Origin of the sequence: Niveispirillum cyanobacteriorum, from assembly GCF_002868735.1 — a bacterium.
GTDB classification, from domain to species: domain Bacteria; phylum Pseudomonadota; class Alphaproteobacteria; order Azospirillales; family Azospirillaceae; genus Niveispirillum; species Niveispirillum cyanobacteriorum.
This window is the reverse complement of record NZ_CP025611.1, coordinates 1,359,625-1,378,122: the sequence shown is the minus strand read 5'-3', so window position 1 is coordinate 1,378,122 and position 18,498 is coordinate 1,359,625. Positions and strand designations below refer to the sequence as shown.

General features: G+C 62.8%; 12 protein-coding genes. 3 read left to right on the top strand and 9 right to left on the bottom strand.

Annotated elements, in window-relative coordinates:
- Positions 1-3 precede the first annotated feature (3 nt).
- From C0V82_RS06160 to C0V82_RS06120, 9 genes are all read right to left on the bottom strand, one after another.
- On the bottom strand, positions 4-798 hold the full coding sequence (locus tag C0V82_RS06160) for a MinD/ParA family protein (RefSeq protein WP_054167179.1): 795 nt from the start codon (positions 796-798) through the stop codon (positions 4-6).
- Positions 795-1,802: a flagellar biosynthesis protein FlhF gene (locus C0V82_RS06155; RefSeq protein WP_102111575.1), complete on the bottom strand. Its 1,008-nt coding sequence runs from the start codon at positions 1,800-1,802 to the stop codon at positions 795-797. Before C0V82_RS06155 ends, C0V82_RS06160 begins: the two co-directional genes overlap by 4 nt.
- A 112-nt stretch (positions 1,803-1,914) precedes the next feature.
- A complete protein-coding gene (gene flhA, locus C0V82_RS06150; RefSeq protein ID WP_102111574.1) occupies positions 1,915-4,032 on the bottom strand; it encodes a flagellar biosynthesis protein FlhA in 2,118 nt (705 codons plus the stop codon).
- Positions 4,033-4,087: 55 nt separating this feature from the next.
- On the bottom strand, positions 4,088-5,626 hold the full coding sequence (locus C0V82_RS06145; RefSeq protein ID WP_102111573.1) for a sigma-54-dependent transcriptional regulator: 1,539 nt from the start codon (positions 5,624-5,626) through the stop codon (positions 4,088-4,090).
- Between the two features lie 43 nt (positions 5,627-5,669).
- The gene (locus C0V82_RS06140) at positions 5,670-6,575 is read right to left on the bottom strand and encodes a motility protein A (RefSeq protein ID WP_102111572.1); all 906 of its coding nucleotides are present in this window, start codon (positions 6,573-6,575) and stop codon (positions 5,670-5,672) included.
- A gap of 3 nt (positions 6,576-6,578) precedes the next feature.
- Positions 6,579-6,908: a flagellar motor switch protein FliN gene (gene fliN, locus C0V82_RS06135; protein WP_188595071.1), complete on the bottom strand. Its 330-nt coding sequence runs from the start codon at positions 6,906-6,908 to the stop codon at positions 6,579-6,581.
- 39 nt (positions 6,909-6,947) lie between these two features.
- Positions 6,948-7,691, bottom strand: a complete 744-nt coding sequence (locus tag C0V82_RS06130; protein ID WP_158659763.1) for a FliH/SctL family protein — start codon at positions 7,689-7,691, stop codon at positions 6,948-6,950.
- A gap of 12 nt (positions 7,692-7,703) precedes the next feature.
- Positions 7,704-9,368 carry a flagellar basal-body MS-ring/collar protein FliF gene (gene fliF / locus C0V82_RS06125; RefSeq protein ID WP_102111570.1) on the bottom strand — a complete coding sequence of 555 codons (1,665 nt, stop codon included), beginning with the start codon at positions 9,366-9,368 and terminating at the stop codon, positions 7,704-7,706.
- A gap of 260 nt (positions 9,369-9,628) precedes the next feature.
- Positions 9,629-10,462: a helix-turn-helix domain-containing protein gene (locus C0V82_RS06120; protein ID WP_102111569.1), complete on the bottom strand. Its 834-nt coding sequence runs from the start codon at positions 10,460-10,462 to the stop codon at positions 9,629-9,631.
- A 153-nt stretch (positions 10,463-10,615) separates the two neighbouring features.
- On the opposite strand from C0V82_RS06120, the gene dnaE reads away from it, so the two are divergent.
- The 3 genes from dnaE (at position 10,616) to C0V82_RS06105 (ending at position 18,431) form a co-directional block, all read left to right on the top strand.
- On the top strand, positions 10,616-14,107 hold the full coding sequence (dnaE, locus tag C0V82_RS06115) for a DNA polymerase III subunit alpha (protein ID WP_102111568.1): 3,492 nt from the start codon (positions 10,616-10,618) through the stop codon (positions 14,105-14,107).
- Between the two features lie 2 nt (positions 14,108-14,109).
- On the top strand, positions 14,110-15,570 hold the full coding sequence (locus C0V82_RS06110; protein WP_102111567.1) for a calcium-binding protein: 1,461 nt from the start codon (positions 14,110-14,112) through the stop codon (positions 15,568-15,570).
- Between the two features lie 134 nt (positions 15,571-15,704).
- Positions 15,705-18,431 (top strand): calcium-binding protein, encoded by a 2,727-nt coding sequence (locus C0V82_RS06105; RefSeq protein ID WP_102111566.1) that lies wholly within the window; start codon positions 15,705-15,707, stop codon positions 18,429-18,431.
- Positions 18,432-18,498: the final 67 nt, after the last annotated feature.

Sequence of the window (18,498 nt, the reverse complement as noted above, 5' to 3'; positions counted from 1 at the left end):
GGATCAACCCGCCGTCAGCTTCTGCGCCAGCGCCATGATGTCATGCGCCGCGTCAGAGGTGGGAGAACGGACCAGCAGCGGCGTCTGCGTCTTGATGCTTTCGCGAACCTTCATGTCGCGGCGGATGATGCCGGCCAGCTGCGGCGACTTGCCAAGGAACTTGCGGCACGCAGCCAGCAGCGTCTCATAGGTCTTGTCGCCCTCGGCCCGCGTCTGCGCCATGTTCACGACGATGCGCAGGTCGGCCATCGGGTTGGCCTGGTAGGAGAGTTTCAGGAAGGCATAGGCGTCGGTGATGCTGGTCGGTTCGTCCGTCGTCACCACCAGCGAGATGCCGGCGGGAGCGGTGAAGGTTCGGACATTGCGGTCCACACCGGCGCCCAGGTCGATGACGATATTGTCGTAGGACCGGGCAAGATCGGTCAGGTCGTTGCGCAACTGGGTCAATTTTGCCGGGGGCAGATTGGCCAGACTGCCGGACCCGGAACGGCCAGCGATGATGTCGAACCCGCCTTCATTATAGCGGGTGGTGGAACCGGCCAGCGTCACCATGCCGTCGATGACCTGACCCAGGTCGCGCTTGGGCATCAGGCCCAATTGGATATCGACGTTGGCAAGGCCCAGATCGCCGTCGAACAGCAAGGTCTTGCGGCCCAGCTTGCTCAGCGCGTGCGTCAGGCTGATGGAGAAGAAGGTCTTGCCCACCCCGCCCTTGCCGCTGGCGACGGCCAGGATGTTGCGCTGGCGCAGCGGGGTGACATTGGCGGAGGCGGCCATCATCGCGGACAGGTCGTTCATGCGTGGGTCCCCGTTTGCTTGGCTCGCCGCTGTTCGGCTTGCAGTTCCGGCATCATCATCTTAGCCAAAATTGTCGGCGTCAGGGCCGTCAGCCCGTCGGCAACTTTTGTCGTCGCACTTACATCTGCAAAAGCCAGGCCAGCCTCGTGCGCGGCGGCCAGCAGGCTTCCATATCGCCGGGCCATGTCCATGCGGGTGGCTAGCAGGCGCCGGGCACCCACAGCACGGAAGGCCTTGGCGATCTCCACCGCCTCAACCGGGTCCAGCCCGGCGGGCATGACCAGCACAGGCTCTATATCGGTGGCGGTGACGAATTCCCGCAGATCCTTCATATCCTGCGCGTTGTAGGGGTTGCGGCCAGCGCTGTCGACCAGCACCTGTTCCATCCCGCGCGACACTTCCACCGCGTCCGACAGGGCCGTCGGATCCTCCACGGTGATCAGGCGCAGTTTCAGTACGCGGGTGAAGGCCTGCAGCTGTTCAATGCCGCCGGCGCGGATCGTATCGGTCGAAATGACCCCGACGGGACGTTTCTGCAGCGCACATCGCGCGCACAGCTTGGCGACGGTCAAAGTTTTCCCACCGCCCGGCGGACCGACCAGCATGAAGGGGCGGGGGGCCTTGCCATCGGGCAGGGGCTGAAAGCTGAAAACGGCGTCAAGCGCGGCGGCCATGGCCATCATCGGGTCGCGTGTATCGAAATCTTCCAGACTATCGACCAGCCGCTGGTTCAGCTCCGCGGGCACACCATGGCGCAGCAGGGCATCGGCGACGACATCAATGGGTTCCGGGCCTTCCGGTTCCAGAAAGCGCAGGGGATTGGGGGCGGCGACCGGGGCGTGGGTCGCCAGCATGCCCTCATCTTCCTCGATGGCGGCGGTTACGCGGACGCCGACGCCTTCCTCCTCGCGGGTGGCCACGATGATGGCGTCGTCGCCCAGCACCTCGCGGACAAGCCGCATGGCTTCCTGCATGGATGGCGCATGGAACGATTTCAGACGCATGCCGACCCCGCCTTCCCGGCCCTCCAGCCATTGTTGATCCGATGAAACGCCACTATAGCAGCCTTTCCGGCGAAAACCCTATGGCGGTGGAGGATATGTCTCGTCCGCGCCATCATATCTGCCCCAACGTCTTGATCTTGGCCTTGGGATGGATTTCGTTCTGTGACATCACCACCGTGGCCGGACGGAAGCGTTCGATGATGGAACGCACGAAGGGCCGGATCAGCGGGGAGGTCAGCAGCACCGGAGCCTCACCCTGCATCGCGAAGCGTTCGAAAGACTGGCGTACGGCGGTGATGAATTGCTGCAGGCGCGACGGTGCCATGGACAATTGCCGCTCGTCGCCGTCGCCCACAATGCTTTCCGCAAAGGCCTGCTCCCATTCCGGCGACAGGGTCACCAGGGGGATGAAGCCCAGATCGTTGGTATTGCTGTCCGAAATCTGGCGGGCCAGACGGGCGCGTACATGTTCGGTGATCTGGGTCATGTTGCGGGTATAGGCCGTTGCCTCCGCTACACCCTCCAAAATCGTGGGCAGGTCGCGCACCGACACACGCTCGCCCAGCAGGTTCTGCAACACGCGCTGCAGGCCGCCGATGGTGATCTGTGTCGGAACCACATCGCCCACCAGCTTCTGGTGCTCCTTGCCCATCTCGTCCAACAGCTTCTGCGTCTCCGCGTAGGAGAGCAGGTCCGCCATATTGTCCTTGATGATCTCGGTCAAATGCGTGGTGACGACGGTGGGCGGGTCGACAACCGTATAGCCCTTGAAGAGCGCCTCTTCACGGTAAGCCCCGTCGATCCACATGGCGGGCAAGCCAAAGGTGGGTTCCGTCGTCGCCTCACCCGGCAGACCGATACGGTCACCACGCGGGTCCATGCAGAGCAGCATGTTGGGCCGCACATCACCCCGGCCTGCCTCAATCTCCTTGATGCGGATCAGGTAGGTATTGGGGGGCAGCTGTAGATTATCCTGGATTCGGACGGCGGGCATGATGATGCCGATTTCACCCGCCAACTGCCGGCGAAGGCCTTTGATCTGATCCGTCAGGCGGTGGCCGACCTCCGAATTGATCAGGGAAAGCAGGCCATAACCCAGTTCCAGACGGACAAGGTCGATGGCCAGAGCTGTGGAAATGGGTTCGTCGGCGACAGGGGCAGGGGCGGCGGCGGCCGCGGCCTGTGTTTCCTGTTCCGCCTCCAATGCCTGCCGCATCAGTTTGGTTTTGGGCAAGTAATAGGCGGCGGCGGCCAGACCGATCGCCAGCAGGCCGAACGGGATCTTCGGCATGCCGGGCAGCAGGCCGATGGCCAGCACCACCGCCGAGGTCAGGCCCAGGGCGGTGGGATAGAAGGTCAGCTGCCCGAACACGGCCTTGTCGGTGGAGCCGGTGGAACCCGACTTCGACACCATAAGACCGGCGGCCAGCGAGACCAGCAGGGCCGGGATCTGCGACACCAGACCATCACCGACCGTCAGCAGCGTGTAGGTCTGGCCCGCCTCCAGGAACTCCATATCCTTCTGGGCGATGCCGATGATCATGCCGACGATAATATTCAGGAAGGTGATGACCAGACCGGCCACCGCGTCGCCGCGCACGAACTTCGACGCACCGTCCATGGCGCCGAAGAACTGGCTTTCATCTTCCAGTTCCTTACGGCGCTTGCGGGCTTCTGCCTCTTCGATCAGGCCAGCGGACAGATCGGCGTCGATAGCCATCTGCTTGCCGGGCATGGCGTCCAGGGTGAAGCGGGCAGCCACTTCGGCGATACGGCCAGAACCTTTGGTGATGACGCTGAAATTCACCAGCATCAGGATACCGAACACCGTCACGCCGATGATGAAATTGCCGCCCATGATAAACTGACCGAACGTCGCGATCACGTGGCCGGCGGCGTCCACCCCCTCATGCCCATGCCCCAGGATCAGACGGGTCGATGCTAGGTTGAGGGCTAGTCGCAACATGGTGCTGACTAGCAGGATGGTGGGAAAACTGCTGAATTCCAGCGGCTTCTGGATCGACAGCACCGTCATCAGGATCAGGACGGAGAAGGCAAAGGAAATGGTCAGACCCACGTCCAGAAGGAAGGTGGGCAAGGGGATGATCAGAACCACCACGATAGCCAGAATGGCAATCGCGAACCCAACCTCGCCGCGTTTCAGCGACTGGCCGATAAGGCGCAGAGCATCCTGGGCGGAGCCTACATTCGTCTGCGGTTGGTCGGTCATGGGCGGTGGTCTTAAATCTCTGTGTCAGGGACGGTTGGGATCAGGGTGTGGGCGGTCATCCCACCGCCCGGTCATCCTCCACTCCGCCTGCCGGCGGCGGCACTGCCACTCCCCCCTCACTATACTCCTTCAGCTTGTTGCGCAGCGTGCGGATGGAGATACCAAGGATATTGGCGGCATGGGTGCGGTTGCCCAGCGTGTGTTTTAGCGTATCGATGATCAGGTCCCGTTCGACATCGGCCACGGTACGCCCCACCAGCGCCTGCGTCGCCGACCCGCCGGTCAGGAAGCTGTTGCCGGCATCAGCCACGGGAATGACCGGGGCCGGCGGCGGCGGATAGGGTTGTGGCGCATAAGGCTGCGGCGAATAGATGGACGCGTTGCCATAGCTGTTGGCCGCGCGGGCAGCGGCGGGCATCACCGGCTGCGGTGGGGGTGCCGGCTGATAGGCGGCAGGCTGCGGCGCAGGGGTGGGCGTGGGCGCATAGGTCGGATCGGCACCCGTCAGCAGGATGGCGTCGGTCCCGATCTCCGTCCCGCGTGACAGCAGGACGGCGCGATGCATGGTGTTTTCCAACTCACGTACATTTCCGCGCCAGTGATGCGACTGGAGCAGAGCCATGGCCGCCGGGCCGACAGTGCGTTCGGGCAGGCCGTTGGCCTCGGAATATTTCGTCGCGAAATGCTGGCACAACAGCGCGATATCGTGCGGACGGTCGCGCAATGGCGGCAGATGCAAGGCCACCACGTTCAGGCGGAAATACAAATCCTCACGGAACCGCCCGGCCTTGGCTTCCGACAGCATGTCACGGTTTGAGGTGGCCAGAATGCGGATATCGACCTTCACGGGGGTATTGCCGCCCACACGGTCGATCACTCGTTCCTGAATGGCGCGCAGCAGCTTGGCCTGCAACCGCAGGTCCATTTCCGAAATTTCGTCCAGCAGCAGGGTGCCGCCATTGGCCTCTTCAAACTTACCGATACGCCGGGCCACCGCACCCGTGAAGGCGCCTTTCTCATGCCCGAACAGCTCGCTTTCCAACAGGTTTTCCGGAATGGCGGCACAGTTGACGGACACGAAAGGCGCGCCCGACCGCCGGCTTTTGCGATGCAGGTAACGGGCCATCAGCTCCTTACCCGTCCCGCTTTCGCCCGTGATCAGGACCGAGGCATCGCTTGGCGCGATCTGATCGGCGAGCGACAGGGTGGCGGCCATGGTGGGGTCGCGGCTGACGATGGCGTGGCTTTCCTCCGCCACCGCCTCCAGCACGGCGGCGATCAGGTTCGCGTCGGGAGGCAGGGGGATATACTCCTTGGCACCCGCCCGGATGGCCTTTACGGCGGCCTGCGCATCGGTCCCTACGCCACAGGCGACGACGGGAACGGCGAACCGTTCATTCTTCAAGGCATCAACCAGGATGCGCACGTCCAGTTTGACGTCGATCATCACCAGATCGGCGCCTTGGCCGGTGCGCAAGGCATTCAGCGCCCCCTCGATACTATCGGTATGCGCGACCTTCGCACCCTTCTGCAGGGCGATCTTGCCGGCGGCGCTGATATAGCCTTCGAGTGTTCCCACGATCAGAAGACGCATCGTCCTACCCTTTCACTCACCGGTCCGGTCGTTCAAACGGAAGTCATTCATAATTGGTCAGCCGCAGTTCGGGCGGCAGCACGGTATTGATCATCACCTCCAGCCGGCGGGGATTTTCCTGCCGCGCCACCGAACCAGCGGCCAGCAGGTAAAGCCCATCGACCAGCGCCTCACGTTCCGCATTGCGGTCGATCTTGGCGGCAAGCGGCGAGAAAACCATGGAGCCCAGGATGGCTCCGTAAAAAGTCGTGATCAGCGCCACAGCCATGGCGGGGCCAACGGTCGACGGATCCGAAAGGTTGCCCAGCATCTGCACCAGACCGACCAGCGTGCCGATCAACCCCATAGCGGGTGCGACCTCTGCGGCGCGGCGCATAACGGCGGATGCGGTGCGGGCGCGCGACATGTTGGCCTCGATCTCCGTGCGCAGGATGCGCTCAGCGTCGTCGGCGGGCAGGCCGTCGGCAATCAATTCCACCGCCTTCGACAGAACCGGCCAAGCCTTGGTGCTCTTTGCCAGCGGTTGCAGCGCCAGCGGACCGCTGCGCCGCGCGAATTCCGCCAATGACAGGGCCGTCTGCGCGGCTGCGCGCGGGTCAGGCGTATTGGCGACCATGGTGGAGGACAGCGCCTTCAACGCCGCCTTTACATCGGGCAGGGAGAAGGAAATGGTGGTGATGGCGGCCGTACCGCCCAGCACAATCAGGATCGACGGGACGTCGACAAAGGATCCCACTCCGCCGCCGCCCATCAACAGGGCGCCCGTCACAAGCAACAGGCCCGACGATAGGCCCACGATGGTCGCGAGGTCTAACCGCCGACGCATGCGGGGCAGCGGCGGCACCTTAGCCGCCGGTATGGGGGCCGATGCGGGTGCCGTCGCCGCTGCCGGTTGCGGCGGCGGTGCAGACGGTGTTGTGCGGCTGCGGCTCGGGATGCGGTCGCTCATGCCTTACGCCCGCTCCGTCTTGATGATTTCGGTCATGGTCACGCCCAGCCGGTCCTCCACGACCACCACTTCTCCGCGTGCCACCAGCCGGTTGTTCACATAGATGTCGATGGCTTCACCCACCTTGCGGTCAAGTTCCACCACGGCACCCTTGTTCAGGCGCATCAGGGTGCTGACCTGCATGTTGGTCTTGCCCAGCACGGCGGAAATCTGCACAGGGATGTCGTAGACGGACTCCAGGTCTTTGACGACGGGCAGCGCTTCCAGCTCCCCGCCGCCACCGCCCCGGCTATTGTCGAATTCGTTCAGCGACATGTCGTCTTTGGCGGCCATGTCAGTCCCTATCCGCGCGGTTTATGATGTTCAGTATGCTCACAACGTCACCTCACGTTTGGGCGAGAGGATCGCATCCTTCGGACCGCCAGGGAAATCGGCTAGGACGTCGCCGGCAATACGCTCGATCTCCGTCCACAGCCGACCGACCTCTCGCTCCGCGCCGCCGGCGGCCCAATCCACCTTCACATCCATCTGGCTCAGCTTCGGGTCGGCCAGGACGGTCACCTGTCCAGCGAAGCCATGGCGTAGAGCCATGTCGTCGATACGTCCGCGCAATTCATCGAACCAGCGTTCATTGACGCGGAAGACCAGCTTCGGTTCTTCCACCAGTTCTTCCATAAACGCGGCGATCACAACTTCGATCTCCGCCAGACCCTGCCGCTCCACCAGACCGGGCCACAGCTTGCGCATGATGGCCAGTGCGATGCGGGCGGTGTTCTCCTGCCGCATCTGCGCCTGCGCGTTCTGCACTGTCACCAACTGTTTCAGGCAGTTCTCCACGCTGCGGAGCGCATTGGACAGTTCCTGCTGCGCCTCGACCTCTGCCTGCTGCCGGCCCTGCTGGATACCTTCGGCCAGGGCGGCAGTGCGCGCCTGATCCTTGGCCATCTTCACCTGCTGCTGCAACTGCTCCACGCTGAAGGTGGGCGGTGGCGGCGGTGGCGGTGGGGCAGGCGGCAATTCGGGCTCAGGTTCGGGCGGCGGGGCGACGGCCTTTGCCGCGCCCCCGAACCCGTCCTCGAAATCCTTTTCGAACAGAAACTTCTGAATGGTTGCCATGCCTCAGAAGCCTCAATTTTCCGTATAGAGCCAGTTGCGGATGATCGACACGGCCTCTTCGGGGTGTTTTTCCACGATCTCGCCCACCTTGCGCAGGGATGAGGCGCGGACCCGACCATCGACACGGTTGATGTCGATCATCTGCTCCAGTTCCTCGTTCGCCTGTGCCGCCTCCATAGCTAGCTCTCTGGCGAGTGCGCCGCCGCCGGGGCCGGCAAGCTGGGGCACGCCACTGCCATCGGACAGAAGATCGGGCTCTTCATCCAGCTGCGGCGAACGGTCCAGGGCGCGTGTGACCAACGGCTTGATCACCAGCAGGATCACGAGGATGGCGACGATGGCCAGGATCAGAGTTTCCGCAATGCGGATCACGTCAGCCTTCGGCATGCCGAAGATCGTGTCCTCCATGGCGGCCAGTTCATCCTCCGGCCGCGAGAACTGCATGGAGATCACTTCAACATTGTCGCCGCGTGACGGATCGACGCCGACCGCCGACTGCACCAGCCTTTGCAATTGCGCCAGTTCGGCGTCGCTGCGCGGGGTGTATGTGCGGGTGCCATCCTCGGCAGTGGTATAGTTTCCATCCACCAGCACGGCGACCGACATGCGGCGAACCTGACCCGTCTCCCGCTCATGGACCTTGGTGGTCTTGGAAATCTCGTAATTCACCGTCTCTTCGGAGCGGTTCTTCTTTTCTGAATTGGCGCCGGCAATGCTGTTGGCGGCGTCCGCGTTGGGCAGGTTGTTGGCCACCGTGACGGGATCGACGCCGTCGCGGTTGGTGCTTTCACTATTCTCGGTCACCGACTGCGTGCCGCGCACCACCTGACCTTCGGGATCATAGATCTCGCTGTTGGTGGTGATGCGGTCGAAATCCATTTCGACAGAAACCTGCGCCTGCACGCGGCCCTGGCCGACAGAGCGGCCCAGCAGTTCCTCGATAGTCTGGGTCAGTTCGCGTTCGCGCGCCAGACGACGCTCCTCCGCGCTGGCGGCAATAGCCTCCGGCGTGTTGGGGCGCAGGCCGCGCGACAGCAGATTGCCCTTGTCATCCAGGATGGAGACGTTCGCCGGCTCCATCTGCGGTACAGCGGTTGCCACCAACTGCTGGATGGCCGCGACCTGTTCCTTGGACAGCGGCTTGCCGGGGCGCAGTTTCAGCAGGACAGAGGCCGTGGCCGTCTGGGCCTGTCGCGCGAACAGTTCACGCTTGGGCAGAACCAGATGAACGCGCGCATTCTGCACCTGCTGCAAGGTTTGGATGGAACGGACAAGCTCCCCTTCCTTCGCGCGCAGCTGCTGCATCTGCTGCTGGAAGGCGGTGGTGCCCAGGCCTTCTGGCTGATTGAAAATCTCGTTGCCGACATTGCCGCCGCTGGGGATGCCCTGCTGCGCCATCATCATGCGCAGGCGACCTACCTGTTCGGCCGGCACCTCGATCCGCGTACCGTCGGGCGACGCTTTGAACGGGATCTGCTGTGCTTCTAGCTGCTGCACGATGGCGCCGCCATCGGCGGGCGACAGGTCGCTGTACAACAGCGCCATGTTGGGTGTCGACCACTGCCCTGCGAAGAAGACGATGGCGCCGATGGTGACGAACACGGCAGCCCCGATCCCCGCCAGGCGCAGGGTGCCGAGATTCCGCAAGGTTTGCAGAAACGACTCCACGTGGATCATCTCCTGTCAGGCGAGGGCACTTTGAGGCACAAAATACTAGCGTTTTCCCGCCTTTACGAGGTGCTTTGCATCCGGATCGTGAAGTTTGGCGGTGTCAACTGGGCAATTTTTGCCCGATTCGCTGGCACTGTGACATGAAAAGCACGCCTCATGCAATGTACAAGAGGGATAGATGCAGGTGGCTTTGCGGAATGCAAAAAGCCCCGGCCCCATCCCGGTTCAACGGAGAAGAAGCAAGGGCGGTGCCAGAAGTAGGTGTTTCAGGGGCGGGAGAACCATTCTCGGGTTGCCGCATCCGCCGGATAGAACAGCTCCACCCGAAGGTTCTGCAGCCCCGCATCCAGCGGCGTGCCCACCATGGCGATGATGGAGAACAGCGACAGGCGCACCCCATCCTTGTGGAAGCGGGTGTAAAGGGTCGGCGCATCCGGCAGCCCGTCCCCAAATGGCGCGCCCAGCGCGGCCAGGTCGGGGTCGGCCAGCAGATCGGCGAACGGGTCTGCGCCTACGGCCTGCACCGGATCCTCAAGCAGGGCTTCTGCCTTGATGCGGCGGACCATCCAGGCCGCGACCTCCGCCCAGTTTTCCACCATGCCCCGCATGTCCGGCGACAGCAGCAGGCGGACAAGATTGGGGTTGGGCATCTGGGCGATGGCGGGACCGGCCAGGAAGCCCAGAAGGCGCTGTGCCCCGGCATTGGCCTGGATCAGGTTATAGTGCCGGTCCACGACGACGGCAGGAAAGGGTGACTGCGTTTCCAGCATATGGGTGATGGCGGCCTTCACCGGGGCCATTTCCGGGGCGTCCAGGGGTGAACTGTCCCAGGCGGGAGCGAAGCCGGCGGCCAGCATCAACGCGTTCTGGTGACGCAGCGGCACGGACAGGGCTGTGGCCAGTTGCAGCACCATCCCGCGTGAGGGTCGCGACCGCCCCGATTCCAGGAAGGACAGATGCCGCTGGCTGGTATTACAACTCAGCGCCAGATCCAGTTGGCTCAACCCCCGCGAGGCGCGCCAGCGCTTCAGCAGCGGGCCGAAAGCCTCGGCATTGTTGATACGGCGACGGGGTGCGGGCTGGCGGGCGGGGCTGGACATGGGGCACCTGTGCGGTCGTGACAACGCCCTTTTCCCATGCGCTATGGGGCCTGTCGATTACATCACAGGTAATGAACGCCGACAGGCTCGCCATTCGCGACCCATCCGCGCTAAGGTCGAGCACCTGTCCCGCCGCCGGAAGCCTGCCACCCCATGTCCGCCGATCCCGGTTTTATCCACCTGCGTGTCCATTCCGCCTATTCGCTGGCCGAAGGGGCGATCAAGACCAAGGAACTGGTGAAGCTGTGCAAAAAGCACGGCTATCCGGCCGTGGGTGTTACGGATACAGGCAACCTGTTTGGCGCCCTGGAATTTGCCATGGCGGCGTCGGACGATGGCATTCAGCCTATCATCGGCTGCCAGATGTGGATCACGCCGTTCGGGCCGCAGAAGAAGGTGGCAGGCCGTGTCCTGGGCCCCGGTGCCGATCAACTGGTCCTGCTGGTGCAGAGCGAGCAGGGATACCGCAACCTGATGCGGCTGGTTTCCGTCGCCTTCATGGAGACGGAGACGGGCCTGCTGCCGCAGGTATCGCTGGAGAAGATGGAGGGGCTGACCGACGGGCTGATCTGCCTGACGGGCGGGGTGGGCGGCGGCTTGAACCGGTTGCTGCTGGACGGGCAGAAGCCGCATGCGCTGGATCTGATGGAACGGCTGAAGACCCTGTTTCCGGGCCGGCTCTATATTGAGTTGATGCGCCATGTCGAGGGGCCGCTGGCCCAGGCTGAGGATAAGGTTGAGGCCGACCTGATTGATCTGGCCTATGCCCACGACATCCCGCTGGTCGCCACCAACGACGCCTATTATGCCGACGCCTCCATGTATGAGGCGCACGACGTGCTTCTGTGCATCGCCGACGGCGCCTACGTGATGCAGGAGGATCGCCGCCGCGTTTCCCCGCACCATTATTTCAAGTCACCGCAGGAGATGCGCGACCTGTTCGCCGATATCCCGGAAGCGGTCGATAATACGGTGGTCATTGCCAAGCGTTGCGCCTACATGCCGCGCAAGGTCAACCCCATCCTGCCGCCTTTTGCCAGCGCCAACGGGCGGGAGGAACCGGATGAGCTGCGCGCCCAGGCCCATGATGGCCTGACCTACCGCCTGAACAAGTATGTGTTCACCAGTGGCATGGCGGCCGACGAGAAGGACAAGATCGAGAAGGAATACCGGGCGCGCCTTGATTTCGAGCTGGAAACCATCATCAAGATGAAGTTCCCCGGCTACTTCCTGATCGTGTCGGACTTCATCAAATGGGCCAAGGATAATGGCATTCCCGTAGGCCCGGGCCGTGGGTCGGGGGCAGGCAGCCTGGTCGCCTGGTCGCTGCTGATTACCGACCTTGATCCCATCCGTTATGGCCTGCTGTTCGAACGCTTCCTGAACCCGGAACGCGTTTCGATGCCCGACTTCGATATCGATTTCTGCCAGGATCGCCGTGAAGAGGTGATCAAGTACGTGCAGCAGAAATACGGGTACGACAAGGTCGGGCAGATCATCACCTTTGGTAAATTGCAGGCCCGCGCGGTCGTGCGCGACGTGGGCCGCACCTTGCAGATGCCCTATGGTCAGGTGGACCGTATCTGCAAACTGATCCCCAATAACCCGGCCAATCCCGTCACCTTGCAGCAGGCGCTAGACGGCGAACCACAGTTGCAGGAGATGAAGCGGGGAGACGAGACGGTTGACCGTCTGCTGACCATCGCGCTGCGTCTGGAGGGGCTGTATCGCCACGCCTCCACCCACGCCGCCGGCGTCGTGATCGGTGACCGGCCGCTGGATCAGCTGGTGCCTATGTACCGCGATCCGCGTTCCGATATGCCGGTCACGCAGTTCAACATGAAATATGTGGAACTGGCCGGTCTGGTGAAGTTCGACTTCCTCGGTCTGAAAACGCTGACGGTTCTGAAGACCGCGGTCGACCATGTCCGTGATCTGGGACCGGAACTGGACCTGCTGGACCTGGATATGGAGGATGCGAAATCCTATTCGATCCTGGGCCGGGCAGAGAGTGCCGGTATCTTTCAGCTGGAAAGTTCGGGCATGCGCGACGTTCTGCGCCGCATGAAGCCCAACCGGATCGAGGACATCATCGCGCTGGTGTCGCTGTACCGACCCGGCCCTATGGACAATATCCCCAAATACATCAAGGTGAAGTTCAAGCAGGAAGAGCCAGACTACATGCACCCGGCCCTCCAGCCGATCCTGGAGGAAACCTTTGGCATCATGGTGTATCAGGAACAGGTGATGCAGATCGCCCAGGTCCTGGCCGGTTACTCACTGGGTGGCGCTGACCTTCTGCGCCGTGCCATGGGTAAAAAGATCAAGGAGGAGATGGAGAAGGAGCGGGCCAAGTTCATCGCTGGTTCGGCAGAGAAGCTGGCCGTGCCGGAGGAACAGTCGGGCCTGATCTTTGATCAGGTGAACAAGTTCGCGGGCTACGGCTTCAACAAGTCGCATGCCGCCGCCTATGCTCTGGTCGCCTATCAGACAGCCTTCATGAAGGCCAATTACCCGGTCGAGTTCATGGCCGCCACCATGACCTATGATATGGGCAATACCGACAAGTTGAACCAGTTCCGCCAGGAACTGGTGCGGTTGGGCATCCGGCTGCTGCCGCCGGATGTCAACGCGTCGGAGCCGCGTTTTCGCGTGGAAAAGCTGGCCGATGGCAGCCGGGCTGTGCGCTATGCCCTGGCCGCCGTGAAGGGCGTGGGCCAGCAGGCCATGGAAATGGTAGTGCGGGAGCGGGCAACCAACGGCCCCTTCAAGGACATTTTCGATTTCGCTAGGCGCGTGGACAGTTCGGCCCTGAATAAGCGGATGCTGGAAAAACTGGTTTGCGCTGGCGCCTTTGACAGTTTGAACCGCAACCGTCAGCAGCTTTTTGCAGGCCTGGAAACGGTGGTCCGCTACGCTCAGGCCGAGGCGCAGCAGCGTGAAAGCGGCATGGCCAGTCTGTTTGGCGGGTCGGAGGCCATGAAGGCCCCGGACCTGCCCAAGGTGCCGGACTGGGACCCGCTGGAACGGCTGCGGCATGAGTTTGAGGCCATTGGCTTCTACCTGTCGGCCCACCCGCTAGACAGTTTCGGCCCCGCCATGAACCGCATGAAGGTGGTGAAGTTCAGCGAATTGCCGCGTCTGATGCGGGACGCGAAATCCACCCGTTTCAAACTGGCCGGTATTGTTGTTGCCAAACAGGAACGAACAGCCAAAAGCGGGAACCGTTTTGCCTTCGTAACGCTGTCTGACGCGTCCGGCGTTTACGAGGTGACGCTGTTCGCCGAAACCCTGGCGCAGAGCCGGGAGATGCTGGAGGCGGGCCGCGCCGTGTTGTTGTCGGTCGACGCACAGAAAAATGGCGAGGAAATGCGACTGACCTGCCACGGTGTGCTGTCGTTGGAGGATGAGGTCGCGAAAAGTGCCGCCGGCCTGCGTATCCTGCTGGATGACGTGAATGCCGTTTCGGCCATTAAGACCACCATTGGCCGCCTGCCGCCGGGCCGGGGCAAGGTGACGCTTGCCGTGGAGTTGGACGCGCTCCGCGAAGTGGAAATCGCCATTCCGGGTGCCGTTTCTATCAATGCCGCCAGCCGGGGGGCGTTCAAGTCCATCCCCGGTGTTATCGAAGTTCAGGAGCTTTGATCATGACGACCCTCAATCCCCAGGCGGCACCGGGCCGGACCTTCACGGGTACTGCCAATGCCGACCGTCTGACCGGTACGGCGGATGACGATACGCTGAATGGTGGGGCCGGCAATGATACACTGGATGGCGGGGCGGGTAACGATGTGGTGGTTTTCGACCACCTTTCGACCGTCAATAACGGTCTGACCATTACCGTCACCACCGACCGGATCACGGTCACGGGTGGAGAGGTCGATACCCTGACCAGCATTGAGCAGGTGAACCTGACCGGCACCCGGTTCAGCGATGTCATCACCGGCAGCGACCGTCCCGAGCGTCTGGACGGGTCCACCGGGGCTGATACGATCAATGGCGGCGGCGGCAACGATACCATTATCGGTGGCGGCAATCTGGACCGGTTGACCGGGGGAGCGGGGCAGGACCAGTTCTGGTTCTATGGACCGGACACAGGTGGGTACGACCTGATCACCGATTTCGGTACCGATGATGTCCTGGTCTTCCACAACAACGTCGGCGGCCAGACCGTTATGATGCCCATCACCAGTGTTGCGGTCGGCAGCGGGTCGGGGCTTCTGGCGGGGCAGGCACATGTACAAGCCATCACGGGCGGGGTCCGCGTGTATGTCGGCCAGGATGCCACGGCGGGTTTCGACATGGCGGTCGATCTGTCTGGTACCTTCACCCTTGCTGACTTTGAAGCATCGGCTAGCGGCCAGATGCGACTGATCACTGCGCGGACCGTGAATGGCACGGCCAATGATGACGTGCTGCGCGGCGGTCTTTTCGACGATACCCTGTCCGGCGGTGCCGGGGAGGATAGTCTGGTGGGCGGTGCCGGGTCAGACCGCCTGGACGGCGGCACCGGCGTGGATGCGGCAGGGCTGAAGGCCAGCTTCGCCAATGTCACCATCACGCGGCAGGCGGATGGCAGCACCCTGGTCAGCACCCAAGAGAATGGTCTGACCGTCACCGACCGGCTGACCAATGTCGAACTGCTGTACCTGTCGGACCGCGTGGTCCTGCTGACCCCGACGGGCGGGGAGGCCCCCAGCCCCAGCCTGCCCCTGGGCTTCAACGAAGCGCAGTATCTGGCCGCCAATCCCGACGTTGCCGCCGCCGTTGCCGATGGCCGTTTCGCGACAGGTTGGGCTCATTTCCAGGGCTACGGCTATGCCGAGGTGCGGACCACCAGCAGCCTGTTCGATATCGACTGGTATCTGGCGCGCAACCCCGATGTCGCGGCAGCGGTTTCGCAAGGGACGATGACAGCGCTGAGCCATTTCATGGCCTATGGCTGGCGGGAAGGGCGCGATCCGTCCTCGGCCTTCGATACCAGCGCCTATCTGGATCGTTACAGCGATGTAAAGGCCGCTGGCATGAACCCGCTGGTTCATTACATCGCCTGGGGTCAGGCAGAGGGGCGGATCATCACTGCGGCCGATGCAGGGTGGCTTGGATAGGTGCGAAACGGCGCAGCCACCCTGTTTTTTGCACGCTGGGCGGCCAAAGGTCGTACCTCCTATGTCGTGATAGGAATTCAGTTTGTTGATAGTTATAAAGTTGGTGAACATCCGTCAGCGCAGGGAGCGGGACCGTGGCCATCAACTTTACCACCCGGGACAGCGGTAATCCGGGGCAGGCGCCCATTCTGGTCCTGACCGGTAGCGCTACGGGCCAGTTGCGCATCACCATGAACGCGGGTGTTCCGCAGGTGACGCTGGATGGGGTTGTGCAGGCGACGCCTGCCGGGCTTCTCGTCTCCGGTTACGACGCGACGGCTGTATCCGGTGTGACGCTGACGGCAGTGGCCGATGGTGCTGACTCCTACCTGACCTTTGCCACAGGCGACGGCACCGTGACCGGCGGTGCTGGTGCCGATATTTTTCTGGCGGCCCGGTCCAGTCCTGGCGCCACCAATCTCATCACTGATTTCGGCTATGACGACAGTCTGGCTTTCCCATACCCTATCCGTCTGGTCAGCCAGAGCGGGGGCGGGTTCCGCATTGCAGATGGGGAGTTACAGGTTGATCGGGTCAGCAGCAGCCTGACGCGTCTGTTCCTGGGTGCCGACAACATCAATGGCGCTGAATATAGCGTCAGCCTTCAGGGCGATTACGAGCCCTACGCCTTTGCCGTGTCGGCACAGACGGGCAGGCTGGTCTATCTGCCGGGGACTAATCAGCAGGGTGGTGCTGGAAATGATGTCCTGACGGGAACCGGCAACCGGGACACGCTGTTCGGATCGGACGGCAATGACACGCTGATCGGGTTGCAGGGCGATGACCTGTTGCAAGGCGGGGCCGGCGATGATGTGCTGCGCCCCGGCGATCATGGCAACGACACCGTGGATGGTGGGACGGGACTAGACACGCTGGAACTGCCAGCCAGCGGCTTTGCCCTGAATGCGCATGTCGATGCGTCGGGCCTTCTGCTTGGTGTCGATATCCAGGTTTTCGGCCAGCCCGACCGGTTGATCACCACCACAGGCGTTGAGCGGATTGTCATCGGCGATGCCATCTACCGCTATGCCTATGCCACCACCGGTAATGACCGGATCGGGGGGGAGGCGGGGGCCGTTAACCGCCTTTGGGGCGGTCCGGGGGCCGATCACCTGACGGGCGGTAATCTGGCTGACGAACTCTATGGCGGTGATGGTGCCGACAGCCTTTATGGCGGTGCTGGCGAGGACACGCTGACGGGGGGCAAGGGCAATGATCTGCTGAATGGCGGTGCCGGCGACGATCTGGCGGTTTTCAGTTATGCCGATGCCACGGCGGGTCTCTCCATCGCGGTTGATACCCTGAATGTCCGGGCCGGCACGCAGGAAGTCGATTGGCTGATCTCCATCGACCGGATCAACATCACCGGCAGTGCCTTCAACGATACCATCACCGGCAGCAGCCGGCGCGAAACCCTGTCGGGTGGGGCAGGGGACGATGTCATCCGTGGGGGCGGCGGCGATGACGTCATCGCGGGCGGTACCGGCAGCAACACCCTCTGGGGTGGGGTCGGAAGTGATCAGTTCATGGTAGGGGGGATGGGCTCTACCAATCTGGTCATGGATTTCACGGTGAATGACCGTCTGTCGCTGCTGCGTGCCGACGGAGCCGGGACCCTGGCCGTTACCTCCTACGCCGCGGGCAGCGGAGACGGGCTTGGCCTGGGTGCCGTGCGTTACCAGGACCTGGGCAATGGTCTGGTGCGGCTGCATGTCGGCGCGGATAATATCGCCGGCGCCGATTACACAGTCGACCTTGCGGGCTTGGGCACCGGCGCCCGGTTGGCGCGGACCGACTTTCAGATGCCGCACATCCTGCAACTCAGCGGCTATTCCACCAACAGCGGTACCGCCAATGCGGATTATTTTACCGGCACCACCGTGATGCGGGGCGGTGGGGCCGGCAATGATCTTTACCAGGGGAGCGCCGGTGTCCAGGCCGTTGTGATGGGGGCCAGCTTTGCCGATATTTCCATCCAGAACCATGGCAACGGCGCCTTCCAGATCGTCGACAGCCGCGCAACTGGCGGGGGTGTGGACACGCTTTACGATGTCGAACTTCTGATCCTGTCCGACCGGGTGGTGCAACTGGCCGAACCGCAATTACTTTCGTCTGTTGGTTCGACCCGTGTGGATGAGGCCTGGTACCTGTCCAACAATCCTGACATTGCAGAGGCTGTGGCCGCCGGCTGGATCAGCAGCGGTGCCGATCATTACGCCCGATATGGTCAGGCAGAGGGGCGTCAGCCCAATCTCCTGTCGGACAATCAGGGCAAGGCCTATAGCGAATCCGCCTATCTTGCCGCCAACCCCGACATTCGCGACGCGGTTGCCAAGGGCTGGTTCGACAGCGGTTACGACCATTACCTCGCCTATGGAAGGGCGGAGGGGCGTGCGGCCTATCCCAGCCAGTCGCTGCTGCGCCTTGGGTTCGATGAGGCGGCCTATCTTGCCGCCAATCCCGATATCGCGCTTTCGGTGTCACGCGGCGAATATGCCAATGGCTATGAGCATTATGCCCGCTTCGGTGCTGCGGAAGGGCGCAACCCAAACGCCTTCTTCGATGCCACCTGGTATCTGGCCCGCAATTCCGACGTCGCTGCGGGCATTGCCCAGGGCAAGGTGGCCAGCGCCGTCGATCATTACATGCTCTACGGCTGGCGGGAAGGGCGGGACCCGTCCGCCTATTTCGATACCAGCGCCTATCTGGACCGCAACACTGATGTCGCGGCGGCAGGTATGAACCCGTTGCTGCATTTCCTTGGCTGGGGACAGGCGGAGGGGCGGATCGCTACAGTCGCCGATCTTTCACTGCTCGGTTAACGAGCTTGCCATTCCATCCCGTGTTTCCTACGGTGCCCGCGCAGGGGTGCAATACCCGGGACGTCTC

Coding starts and splice junctions, on each gene's coding strand:
- C0V82_RS06160 (WP_054167179.1), bottom strand. CDS start 798: ATGAACGACCTGTCCGCGATGATGGCCGCCTCCGCCAATGTCACCCCG.
- C0V82_RS06155 (WP_102111575.1), bottom strand. CDS start 1,802: ATGCGTCTGAAATCGTTCCATGCGCCATCCATGCAGGAAGCCATGCGG.
- flhA (WP_102111574.1), bottom strand. CDS start 4,032: ATGACCGACCAACCGCAGACGAATGTAGGCTCCGCCCAGGATGCTCTG.
- C0V82_RS06145 (WP_102111573.1), bottom strand. CDS start 5,626: ATGCGTCTTCTGATCGTGGGAACACTCGAAGGCTATATCAGCGCCGCC.
- C0V82_RS06140 (WP_102111572.1), bottom strand. CDS start 6,575: ATGAGCGACCGCATCCCGAGCCGCAGCCGCACAACACCGTCTGCACCG.
- fliN (WP_188595071.1), bottom strand. CDS start 6,908: ATGGCCGCCAAAGACGACATGTCGCTGAACGAATTCGACAATAGCCGG.
- C0V82_RS06130 (WP_158659763.1), bottom strand. CDS start 7,691: ATGGCAACCATTCAGAAGTTTCTGTTCGAAAAGGATTTCGAGGACGGG.
- fliF (WP_102111570.1), bottom strand. CDS start 9,368: ATGATCCACGTGGAGTCGTTTCTGCAAACCTTGCGGAATCTCGGCACC.
- C0V82_RS06120 (WP_102111569.1), bottom strand. CDS start 10,462: ATGTCCAGCCCCGCCCGCCAGCCCGCACCCCGTCGCCGTATCAACAAT.
- dnaE (WP_102111568.1), top strand. CDS start 10,616: ATGTCCGCCGATCCCGGTTTTATCCACCTGCGTGTCCATTCCGCCTAT.
- C0V82_RS06110 (WP_102111567.1), top strand. CDS start 14,110: ATGACGACCCTCAATCCCCAGGCGGCACCGGGCCGGACCTTCACGGGT.